Source organism: Myxococcus sp. CA005 (assembly GCF_006518205.1).
Lineage (GTDB): Bacteria > Myxococcota > Myxococcia > Myxococcales > Myxococcaceae > Myxococcus > Myxococcus xanthus.
Genome location: NZ_SRLV01000042.1, coordinates 60,559 through 70,792 on the forward strand (window position 1 = coordinate 60,559; position 10,234 = coordinate 70,792).

A 10,234-nucleotide genomic window follows, 5' to 3' on the forward strand; every position below is an offset into this window, starting at 1 on the left:
CGGCCTTCGGTGGATGGTGGTGGCGGTGCCGTTGCTGGCATCGGCCTGCCAGCAGGAGGCGCAGGGCAGCGCGCCTCGTGCCACGCCGAAGGCGGCAGAGCCTCGTCCGCGCATCACCGACGTCACCGCCGAGGACTACGTCATGCAGCCGCTTCCGCGTGGACATGTGCGGCTGGAGGATGCCTTCGGCGGAGCGCGCCGGGTGGAGGTGGAGATCGCCGCGACGGCGGGCACGCGTGCACGGGGCATGATGTGGCGCAAGGAGCTGGCGGAGGGGAAGGGGATGCTCTTTCTCTTCCCGCACGAAGAGGTCCAGGGGTTCTGGATGCGCAACACGCTCATCCCGCTGGACATGATTTTCATCACGTCCGACCTGCGCGTTGCGGGCATCGTGTCGCGCGCGGTGCCTCGCTCACTGGAATCCCGCTCCGTGGGCGTACCCAGCCAGTACGTGCTGGAGGTGCCCGGCGGCTGGACGGAGAAGCTGGGCATCCGCAAGGGCAGTACTGTCCGCTTCGAGGGCGTGGCGGGCTTGGACATCGAGCCCTGAGGAATGTTCATGACCTGGCGTCGCGCATCGATGCCCATTGGAACGCCCTACAAAAGGCCAGGCTTCGGGGCTGAGTGAGCCCTGCCTCATTTGGGTGGGGTGCGTTTCATGGCTTCCTGCCAGGCGCGTTCGAATTCCTCTGATGGGATTTCGTACTCCTCACCCAGGTCGAGAACCTCGAACGGTTGATCCGCAAGGTGTTCGAGGTGTTTCTCGTCGCCCCAGCGCCACGTTTCTCCGTAGATTTCAATCTGCCGGCTCGGCCAGTCCCCCGTGATTTCCATGTAGCAGATGCCTGCTCCGTACTCGGATTCTGCATCTCGCTTGAAGTATCGCTTCGTGCTCAAGGGGGCTCCTGTTCGCAGGCAGAGGGACGGAGCGGCGGTGCCCGCGTGAACTGAGGCAACAAAGTCGGACGACCGCGTCGTGCGCATCGTGCCGCAGCCGTGTCCGTCATCAGGCCGGCGTGCGCCGTTCCAGCAACTCCGTGATGCGGCGAATGAGTTGCTGCATGGTGACGGTACCCAGGAATCGCTTCTGGGCATCCGTGACGACCACCGGGTCATAGAGCGCTTCGGGCGCGCGCTCCATGGCGAGCCGCGCCAGGGTGGTGAGCGCCATCCGGTCCTCGACGATGAGCGGAGCCACCTGCGCCGCGCCCTTCGTGGCCGTCGCGCGCCGCAACACCAGCGCCTCCAGCCGTTCGCTATGCAGCACGGCGACATGGTCCACGTCGGCCTTCTGCTGGAACAGCCGCTCCAACTCCTCGGGCGTCACGGGCCGCTCCACGCAGTTGCGGCGGATGACGATGCTGCCCACCGTCTCGTCGTCCTCGTCCTCGCGGAAGTCGAGCGCGCGCATGGCTTCATGGCGCCGCGCCTCGAACTCGACGCTGGGAAGCACGGGGACGGGAGCGGGGCGGGCCACCAGGTAGCCCTGCGCGTGCCGGATGCCCAGGCGGAGCAGCACGGCCAACTCGTTCCACGTCTCCACGCCTTCCGCAATCAGCGTCGCGTTGACGCTGGCCGCGAAGGACACCAGCGACTTCACCAGGTGCTGCTGGTAGCTGTGTCGGTGGATGTCCCGCACCAGCGCCTGGTCCAGCTTGATGAACTGCGGCGCGCTGTTCACCAGCGTCACCAGTCCGGAGTGCCCCGCGCCGAAGTCATCCAGCGCGATGCCGAAGCCCAGCGCCGAACACTGTCGCGTCAGCCGTTGCAGCAGCGCGTTGTCCTCGAACGCCGCCTTCTCCGTGATTTCGAGCACCAGGTTCTTCGGGTTCAGCCCGTAGCGCGCGAGCAGCTCCTCCGTGGAGCCATCCCCGAATCGCGGGTCGCTCAGCACGTCCGGGCTGACGTTGAAGAAGAAGGGCGCGCTGCGTTGCGCCTCCGGCAGCGTGGAGATGCAGCGCAGCGCGGACGTCCAGCACGCGCGCTCCAGCTCCCACGTGTAGCCTTCCAATCGCGCCTGCGTGAAGAGCACGTGCGGCTCGCGGAACTCGCCGGGTCCTCGCGAAAGCACTTCGTGCCCGATGACCTCGCCACGCAGCAAGTCCACGATGGGCTGAAACACCGAGGTGACGCTCGGCTCGTCACCTTTCCACAGCCAGGCGGGCGCTGGTGCGGAGGAGAGGGGCAGGCTCATGTGGGGAAATTGTAGCCGAACACACCGCAGGCTCCATGCCCTCCCCGAAAGAAGCTGCAAGGCCGCATGTCACGGGGGGGCAGTGCACCAGGGCCGGAACCCCGGCGCTCAAGACTCGCCGACCCTCGGCTGCTCGCTTGCCGGGCCAGACGCCGGGCTTTCCTCGCCCTCGGCCTGTCTGACTTCCAGCGGAGACGAGTGCATGGAAGCCCCTTGAATCATTGAAGATACGTCCTCCATGGACTGGGCTTCCTCCCGCTGGAGGGAGGAGAGGGCCCGGAAGCGGCGCGCCAGGGCAGAGAGCTCCGCGGCCTTGAGTTGGGCCTGCCCGCTGCGCAGTGACAGCAGGGCCACACGGGCTCGTTCCAACTGGGCCACCTCTGCCCTCAGGCGGGCGAGGATGCGCTCGCGCCGTTGTTTCAGGCCGCCCAGCCGCTCCACCTCCTCACCCAGGGAGGCCGCGGCCAGCTCGAGTTGGCGTCTCGCGATGGCATCCGTGCTGGCGCGGGCGCTGCGCTCCAGGTCTTCGCGTTCGGCCTGGAGGTCCGCTTGCGCGCGCTCCTCGATTTGGGCCTCCACCCCCGCCCATTCAGACGCGAGCTCCGCGGCGTCGCGCGTCATCTTTCCCAGGGTGCGCGCCAGTTCCTCGCGAGCGGGCTCGCGAGGGAGCATCGCCAGGGACTGACCGCATTGCCGGTACAGGTTCAACGCCCGCTCGGTCAGCGCATGGAAGTCACCGGCGAGCTGCGGCAACAGCGCCTCCACGCGCGCCTCCACCGGGTCCGCTGAAAGCGCCAGGTGCGCGGCCACCGCGCTCAATCCCACGAAGAGGCCCAGGATGCCGCCCGCCACCCCCGCGCCCAGGAGCGCCGGCGTGGCCAGGTCCGCCAGTCGCGCGGAGAAGACGCGGGACACCTCCATGCCGCCCAGCGTCAATCCCGCGCACAGCGCCGCGCCCAGTCCGAAGTGGAAGAGGGTGGGGCGCGCTTCCGCCACCTGGCCATTCTCTCCGCGCTCACTGAGTCGCGAGCGCACCAGCAGCGCCCCCGCCGCCGCCGCGCTGAACGCCACCGTCCATCCAGGGGCCATGCCCAGGGCATAGGGCAGCGCGGTGAGGAGTACTCCCAGACCCCCGAGCAGCACGCGGTCCCACTTGTCGCCTCGTGCACACCCGAGCACGACGGCAGCGGGGACGAGCCACGCCAACGGCAGGGGTACCCCGACGCGCGTCATGGCCAGATGCAACACGCCGGCCCCGGCCCCGGCCGTGAGCGCGCGCGTTACGGTCTGCTCGAAGGCCTCGCGATGATGGAGCTGCAATAGAGTGGCGTTCATCGACTCCCCACGGATGTAGGCCGGGCAGGAACTGTTCCTTTCACGCATGGGTGGCGAAAAAGGTCTGCCGATGAAGAGCCCCGTCGTTCCCGAGACGATGCGAGCGCTGGTCCTCACCGCCTATGACGGACGGCCGGAGTCCCTGCGCGTGGAATCACGGCCGGTGCCTCGGCCCACCACGGGCCAGGTCCTGGTGCGCGTGGCGGCGGCACCCATCAACCCGGCGGACCTGATGTTCGTGCGTGGGCAGTACGGCATCCGCAAGCCGCTGCCCGTGGTGCCGGGCCTGGAGGCCAGCGGGACGGTGGTGGCCTCGGGCGGCGTCGCGGGCCGACTCCTGGTGGGGCGCCGCGTGGCGTGTGTGGCGCCCGGCGAGGGGGACGGCTTATGGGCGGAGTACGCGGCGGTGCCCCTGGGGCAGTGCCTGCCGCTGCGGGGCCAGGTCTCCGACGAGCAGGGCGCCAGCCTCTTCATCAATCCCTTCACCGCGTGGGTGTTGATGGAGCGTGCGAAGGAGGGGGGGCACACCGCGCTGGCGCAGACGGCCGCCGCGGGCACCATGGGACGGATGCTGCTGGCGCTCGCGAAGCGACGCGGCGTGGCCATGGTGAACGTGGTGCGGCGCCCGGAGCAGGTGTCCCTGCTTCAGGACCTGGGCGCGGAGTATGTGCTGAGCACCCACGAGCCCGAATTCGAGGAGCGGCTGCTCCGCGTTTGTCACGAGCTGAAGGTGTCGCTCGCCTTCGACCCGGTGGGCGGACGGCTCACCGGGCAGTTGCTCCACGCGCTGCCGGAGGGCGGCACCGTCATCGTGTATGGCTCGCTCTCCGAACAGGAGTGCCGCATCGCGCCCAGCGACCTCATCTTCGGGCGCAAGCGGGTGGAGGGCTTCTGGCTGTCGGAGTGGCACCGCCAGGGCTTTGGCGCCGCGCAAATCAAGGCGCTGATGGGCGTGCCGTCGCTGGTGGGGCAGACGCTGGAGACGCCCGTGCGCGCCCGGCTCCCGCTGGAGTCAGCGGGCGAGGCGCTGCGCATCGCCTCCGCGGACATGACGTCCGGCAAGGTGCTCTTCGTTCCCGCGCAGGGACAGGCACCGGGCGAATCACTGTGAGCCCGGCTCAGGCCTTGTCGCGGGAGATGGGGCCCGTCTTCGCCTTCGTCACGCGCAGGTAGTCCGCGGGCGCGAGCACGAGCTGCGTGCCACGCACACCCGCGGACACGGCGATGGCGTCGAACAACTCCATCGTCTCGTCGACGTACACGGGATAGTCCTTCTTGCCGCCGATGGCCGTGCAGCCGCCCCGGATGAATCCGGTGAGCGGCTGGAGCTCCTTGAGCGGCACGGTGTCCACCTTGCGGTCTCCGCTGAGCCGGGCCAGGGCCTTCAGGTCCAGCTCCGCGTTGCCGGGCACCACCGCCATCAACACGCCGGTGCGGTCGCCGCGCGCCACCAGCGTCTTGAAGACCTGCTCGGCGGGCATGCCCACCTTGGCCGCCACCGACTCCGCGGACAAATCCTCCAGGTCCACGTCGTAGTCGCGCAGCGCGTACTTCACGCCGAGCGAGTCCAGGAGTCGGGCGCTGTTCGTCTTCACGGCCTCACATCCCCAGCGCGGTGGCGGCGGCCTGCACGCGAGCGAGCGCGTCCTCGGGCGAGCTGCCCACCGCGGACAGGTGCCCCATCTTCCGGCCCTTGCGCGCCTCCCGCTTGCCGTACAGGTGCAGGCGGACGCCGGGCATGGCCAGCACCTCCTGGAAGCGAGGGCCGCCGTCCTTCAGCCACAAGTCGCCCAGCAGGTTGACGATGGCCGCTGGACGCACCACCTCCACGGAGCCCAGCGGCAGGTTGCACACCGCGCGCACCGCCTGCTCGAACTGGGAGGTGAGGCACGCCACCTCGGTGGAGTGGAAGCTGTTGTGCGGGCGCGGCGCCAGCTCGTTGACGAGCACGCTGCCGTCCTTCAGCAGGAACAGCTCGATGACGAGCAGGCCTTCGACCTGGAGCGACTCGGTGATGCCGCGCGCCAGCTCCGTGGCCGTGTCCAGCACCGCGGGCGGCAGCGGCCCCGGCAGCAGCGACCACGCGAGGATGCGCTCCTCGTGGTGATTGAAGGCTGGCGGATACACCGCCACTTCTCCATTGGGGCTGCGGGCCACCAGCACGGACAGCTCGGACTGGAGCGCCAGCGCGGCCTCCACCACCACGGAGCGCTCACCCAGCTCGCGCCACGCCTGGGCGGCCTCGTCCGCGGAGGTCACCTCCACCTGCCCGCGCCCGTCGTAGCCGCCCTCACTGGACTTCACGAAGCAGCGTCCACCCAGCGCCTGGATGGCTTCGGCCAGCTCCGCGGCGGAGTGCGCCTCGCGCCACGGGCCCAGGGGAAAGCCCCCCTTGGCGAGCCAGCCCTTCTGCCGGCCCCGGTGCTGAATCACGCGGAGCACGTCCGCACCCGGGCGCATGGGGGTGTGCCGCGCCACCGCTTCCAGCGTGGGGAGGGGAATCTTCTCGATTTCGAGCGTCACGGTGTCGCACGCGCGCGCCAGCGTCTCCGCGGCCGCCGTGTCACCGAAGGACGCGGTAACACACAGGTCCACCACGGAGTGGGCCGGGCAGTCCGCGTCCGGGTCCAACGCCTGAACCTGGAAGCCGAGCGTGCGCGCGGCCAGGGCCATCATCCGCCCCAGCTGGCCACCGCCGAGCATGCCAATCGTGCCGCCGGGCAGCACCACGCGGGGGCTCATGACAGCTCCCGGTGCGCCAGCACTTCGTCCGTACGCGCCTTGCGCCAGGCCGCGAGCCGCTCGCGCAGCTCGGGGTACTTGAGGCAGAGGATGGCCGCGGCGTGCAGGGCCGCGTTGGCGGCGCCCGGCTTGCCAATGGCCTGCGTTCCCACCGGCACGCCCTTGGGCATCTGGACGATGGACAGCAGCGCGTCCAGGCCGCTGAGCAGCGTGGTGGGCATGGGCACGCCAATGACGGGCAGCAGCGTCTTGCTCGACACCATGCCCGGCAGGTGCGCCGCGCCGCCCGCGGCGGCGATGATGACGGACAGCCCCCGCGACTCCGCGGTGGACGCGTACTCCATCATCCAGTCCGGGGTGCGGTGAGCGGACACCACGCGCACCTCGTGCGGGATGCCCAGTTCCTTGAGAATGTCGACCGCGGGCTGCAGGTGCTCCAGGTCGCTCCTACCGCCCATGATGACCCCGACCCAGGGGGTGACCGTGCTCGCCATTGGTGTGCGCGCCTCCGTGCGCTGTCCCGCCGAAACCAGGAGGAACGCGGAGATAGGGCGGGGGGATTCCGCGGGTCAACACGGAAAGGCGCGGGTGACGAGGATGACACGCCGGCCTTCCTGCATTCCCGGTGCGCACTCGCACACAGGGTGGGGCAGGGGGGGATGAGCCCCTGCCCGCCACCCAGGACGGCTAGGCCGCGGAGACGTTGCGGTCGCTGCCCTCGCGGTAGAGGGCTTCGATGGCGTCGTTGTAGCGGGCCACGACGTTGCGGCGCTTCACGCTCATCTTGGGGGTGAGCATGTCGTTGGCGACGGTGAAGTCCTCGCTGATGAGCAGGAAGCGCTGCGGGCGCTCGTAGCCCTTCACGTCGCGGGTGAACTCGTTCAACTGCTCACGGTAGAGCTGGAGCACCTCGGGACGTTTGAGCAGCTCCGGCATGGACGTCGTGTCCAGGCCCTTCTCCGTGGCCCACTTCTTCAGCGTGTCCACGTCCACGACGATGATGGCCACGTTGTACGGCTTGTTCATGCCGTGGACCAACGCGTTGGCGATGTAGGTGGAGAGCGCCAGCGACTGCTCGATGGGGCTGGGCACCACGTACTTGCCGTTCTCCAGCTTGTACTGCTCCTTGATGCGGCCGGTGATGTAGAGGTAGCCGTCCGGATCCAGGTAGCCCATGTCACCGGTGCGGAAGCCGCCGTTCCCGGTGAACACCTTCTCGTTCTCCTCGGGCTTGTTGTAGTAGCCCATCATCACGTTGTGCCCGTGGACGACGATTTCGCCTTGCGTCGCCTCGCCGGTGGCCGCCGTGTCGATCTCCACGCGAATCCCGGGCAGCGCCTTGCCCACCGAGCCGATCTTCCGGTTGTTGGGGAAGTTGGCCGTGGCGATGGGCGACGTCTCCGTGAGGCCGTAGCCCTCGTAGACGGTGATGCCGAGGTTGTCGATGAACTCCGCCACCTCCTTGGAGATGGCCGACCCACCGGAGAAGGCGTACTTCAGCCGCCCGCCGAAGCGCGCGCGGACCTTGGAGAAGACCACCTTGTCGAAGAAGGCGTGCTGCAGGTCCAGCAGGCCGCTCGACTTGCCCGCCTCCGCGAGCGCGCGCCGCTGGGCCGCCACCGCGAGGCCGCGGTGGAACATGAACCGCGTCACCGCCTTCTCGCCGGCCATGCGCTTCTGCAGGCCGTCGTAGATGCGGTTGAAGATGCGCGGCACGCTGAACAGCAGCGTGGGCTTCACCTCGGAGAGGTTGTCGATGATCTTCTCCACCGCCTCCGCGATGGCCATGGACGCGCCCATGGACAGCAGCGCGTGCAGCTCCACCGTCTGGCCGAAGACGTGCGCCCAGGGCAGGAAGGCCAGGGAGCGGTCCTCCGTCCCCATGGGAAACACTTCGTGCATCGCCGACACGTTGCGGGCGATGTTCGCGTGGCTGAGCATCACGCCCTTGGGCTGTCCCGTGGTGCCCGACGTGTAGATGAGGCCAGCCAGGTCCGCCGGCTTGGGGCTCACCAGGGGCGTGGGCGTCTCGGCCCCCCGCCGCAGCAACGTCGCGAAGCTGTCCGTGTCGCTGGTGGTGCCGCTGAAGCGGATGATGTGCTCCAGCTGCGGCAGCTCCGCGCGCACGGACTGGATGCGCTGCGCGATGTCATCCGTGGCACAGAAAACGACCTTGGCGCCGCTGTCGTTGAGGATGAACTGCAGTTCCTTCACCTGCTGCGATTCGTACATCGGGACGTAAGCGCCGCCGAGCGTGTACGTGGCGTACGCGCCCACCGCCCACTCCAGGCGGTTGTTGGAGATGACGGCCACGCGGTCGCCCGCGCCCACGCCCAGCTGCGCGAGCCCTCCTCGCAGGTCGTCGACCATCTCTCCGAAGCGGGAGTAGGTCGTCCAGACCCACTGGCCGTTCTTCTTCTCTCCGAAGAGGTCGCGGCTGCCGAAGGTGGAGGTGCTGCGCTTGAAGATGTCGATGAGGGTCTGGAACTGCGGGAGCTGCATGAGGGGGGCTCCACTCGGAAACAGGTTGGTTTGAGGTGCCGCAGCTTAAGGCTGAACGCATCCTGAGTGGGCCCATTCCTGAAACTTCACGCCCCACCTGCACACAATCGTGAACACGACGCAGTGCGGCGGGGCGTCAGGGTGATGTGCGGGACGACTCTCAGTACGTGGAGCCGAGCTTGCCGAAGCTCTTGAGCGCCTTCACCTTGCTCTTCTTCACGAGCGAGCGCCGGGCCTCTTCGCCCTCCGCGCTGTCGTACTCGTCCATCACCGCCCGCTGTTCGGCCTGGTCCGCCGCCACCGCGGCGCTGCCGGACACCGCGCTGGCTTCGTCGAAGAGCGCCTGGTTGCGTTGCAGATAGAGCTTCGCCTCGTCCTTGCGGCCCTCGCTCAGGGCCTCGGCCGCCTTCTGCATGTTGACGGCACTGCGCGCCCGGGCGGCGTAGACGGTGGCCTCGCGGTCCTGGCGGGCGAGCACTTCCTCACGCCGGTTGGTTACCACCGCGGACAGCGAGGCTTCATTGGCCACTTCCGCGTCGCGGATGAGGTCCGTGTACGCCAGCTTCAGGTCCAGCACGCGCGCCGTCCGCCCCACCGAGTCCCCGGTGACGTTGAGCCGCACCACCACGCGCTCCAGTTGGCCCGCGGAGAAGTCGGGCAGCGACACATGGACCTGATTGCCGGACTGGCTGGCGCGGTAGCCCAGCACCTCGCCCAGTGACGTTCCGGGGGGCAGGGTGAAGGTCATCGTCACGCCGCGCGCCACCGTTGTCCCGGCCTGCTGCAGGTCCTTCTGGAAGAGGGTGGAGAGCTGGGCGGCGTCCTCCAGGAAGCCGTAGGCACCGGCGCCGTACTCGGCGAAGGCCTGCATCAGGTCCTCGTTGAAGTCGGTGCCCACGCCAATGGCGCTCAGGGTGAGGCCGGTGGCGCGCAGCTCCCGCGCCATTCGCGTCAGCTCTTCGTCCGCGGTGAGGCCCTCGGTGGGCTGGCCGTCGCTCATGAGGATGAGGCGGTTGACGCCGTAGGTCCGCTGCGCGGTGGACAGCTGATAGCGCCCGGCGGACAGGCCCGCGCCGATGTTGGTGCCGCCTTCGTCCCAGATGCCGTCCACGTACTGGAACATTCGCTCTCGGTTGGCGGCCGTGGCCTCCAGGGACGGCAGGCTCTTCACGTCCGAGCCGTAGTGGATGATGGCCAGCCGGTCCTGGTCATTCAGCAGCCCGATGAGGTGCCGCGCCGCCTGCTTGGCTTGGGCCAGCTTGTAGCCGCTCATGGAGCCCGAACGGTCGATGACGAGCGCCAGATTGACAGGGCTTCGCTGTGCCCCGGGCACCTGCGCGCCCGACAGGTCGAAGGTGGCGAACACCTCGGAGGTGCCCGCGGGGACGTACGGATGGGACAGCCGGCTCGTCAGCGTCAGCGAGCCCACCGTGGCGGGCACGACGGGCGGCGGGGGCGGGG

10 protein-coding genes are annotated in these 10,234 nt (G+C 68.9%); 2 read left to right on the top strand and 8 right to left on the bottom strand.

Annotated elements, in window-relative coordinates; translation table 11 throughout:
* The first annotated feature begins 13 nt into the window (after positions 1-13).
* Positions 14-550: a DUF192 domain-containing protein gene (locus FMQ63_RS19710; RefSeq protein ID WP_020477630.1), complete on the top strand. Its 537-nt coding sequence runs from the start codon at positions 14-16 to the stop codon at positions 548-550.
* 86 nt (positions 551-636) lie between these two features.
* Here FMQ63_RS19710 and FMQ63_RS19715 read toward each other — a convergent pair whose 3' ends face one another.
* The 3 genes from FMQ63_RS19715 to FMQ63_RS19725 form a co-directional block, all read right to left on the bottom strand.
* Positions 637-897: a hypothetical protein gene (locus FMQ63_RS19715; RefSeq protein WP_020477631.1), complete on the bottom strand. Its 261-nt coding sequence runs from the start codon at positions 895-897 to the stop codon at positions 637-639.
* Positions 898-1,006: 109 nt separating this feature from the next.
* On the bottom strand, positions 1,007-2,194 hold the full coding sequence (locus FMQ63_RS19720) for an EAL domain-containing protein (protein WP_225909923.1): 1,188 nt from the start codon (positions 2,192-2,194) through the stop codon (positions 1,007-1,009).
* Positions 2,195-2,302: 108 nt separating this feature from the next.
* A complete protein-coding gene (locus FMQ63_RS19725) occupies positions 2,303-3,577 on the bottom strand; it encodes a hypothetical protein (RefSeq protein ID WP_011552601.1) in 1,275 nt (424 codons plus the stop codon).
* A 49-nt stretch (positions 3,578-3,626) separates the two neighbouring features.
* Here FMQ63_RS19725 and FMQ63_RS19730 point away from each other — a divergent pair, with 49 nt between their 5' ends.
* A complete protein-coding gene (locus tag FMQ63_RS19730) occupies positions 3,627-4,640 on the top strand; it encodes a zinc-binding dehydrogenase (protein ID WP_011552602.1) in 1,014 nt (337 codons plus the stop codon).
* Between the two features lie 7 nt (positions 4,641-4,647).
* Here FMQ63_RS19730 and ybaK read toward each other — a convergent pair whose 3' ends face one another.
* From ybaK to FMQ63_RS19755, 5 genes are all read right to left on the bottom strand, one after another.
* Positions 4,648-5,124, bottom strand: coding sequence for a Cys-tRNA(Pro) deacylase (gene ybaK / locus FMQ63_RS19735; RefSeq protein WP_011552603.1), 477 nt, complete (start codon positions 5,122-5,124; stop codon positions 4,648-4,650).
* Between the two features lie 4 nt (positions 5,125-5,128).
* The gene (purK, locus tag FMQ63_RS19740; protein WP_011552604.1) at positions 5,129-6,271 is read right to left on the bottom strand and encodes a 5-(carboxyamino)imidazole ribonucleotide synthase; all 1,143 of its coding nucleotides are present in this window, start codon (positions 6,269-6,271) and stop codon (positions 5,129-5,131) included.
* Complete coding sequence (gene purE / locus FMQ63_RS19745) at positions 6,268-6,765, bottom strand: 5-(carboxyamino)imidazole ribonucleotide mutase (RefSeq protein ID WP_011552605.1); 498 nt, start codon at positions 6,763-6,765, stop codon at positions 6,268-6,270. Before purE ends, purK begins: the two co-directional genes overlap by 4 nt.
* Positions 6,766-6,958: 193 nt before the next feature.
* The gene (locus FMQ63_RS19750) at positions 6,959-8,773 is read right to left on the bottom strand and encodes a long-chain fatty acid--CoA ligase (protein ID WP_011552606.1); all 1,815 of its coding nucleotides are present in this window, start codon (positions 8,771-8,773) and stop codon (positions 6,959-6,961) included.
* 160 nt (positions 8,774-8,933) lie between these two features.
* On the bottom strand, positions 8,934-10,234 hold a 1,301-nt coding region (locus FMQ63_RS19755; protein WP_141276679.1), incomplete at its 5' end, for a VWA domain-containing protein.

Bases quoted from the DNA above. Each gene is read 5' to 3' on its own strand.
- FMQ63_RS19710 (WP_020477630.1), top strand. From the start codon at position 14: ATGGTGGTGGCGGTGCCGTTGCTGGCATCGGCCTGCCAGCAGGAGGCG.
- FMQ63_RS19720 (WP_225909923.1), bottom strand. From the start codon at position 2,194: ATGAGCCTGCCCCTCTCCTCCGCACCAGCGCCCGCCTGGCTGTGGAAA.
- FMQ63_RS19725 (WP_011552601.1), bottom strand. From the start codon at position 3,577: ATGCGTGAAAGGAACAGTTCCTGCCCGGCCTACATCCGTGGGGAGTCG.
- FMQ63_RS19730 (WP_011552602.1), top strand. From the start codon at position 3,627: ATGCGAGCGCTGGTCCTCACCGCCTATGACGGACGGCCGGAGTCCCTG.
- purK (WP_011552604.1), bottom strand. From the start codon at position 6,271: ATGAGCCCCCGCGTGGTGCTGCCCGGCGGCACGATTGGCATGCTCGGC.
- purE (WP_011552605.1), bottom strand. From the start codon at position 6,765: ATGGCGAGCACGGTCACCCCCTGGGTCGGGGTCATCATGGGCGGTAGG.
- FMQ63_RS19750 (WP_011552606.1), bottom strand. From the start codon at position 8,773: ATGCAGCTCCCGCAGTTCCAGACCCTCATCGACATCTTCAAGCGCAGC.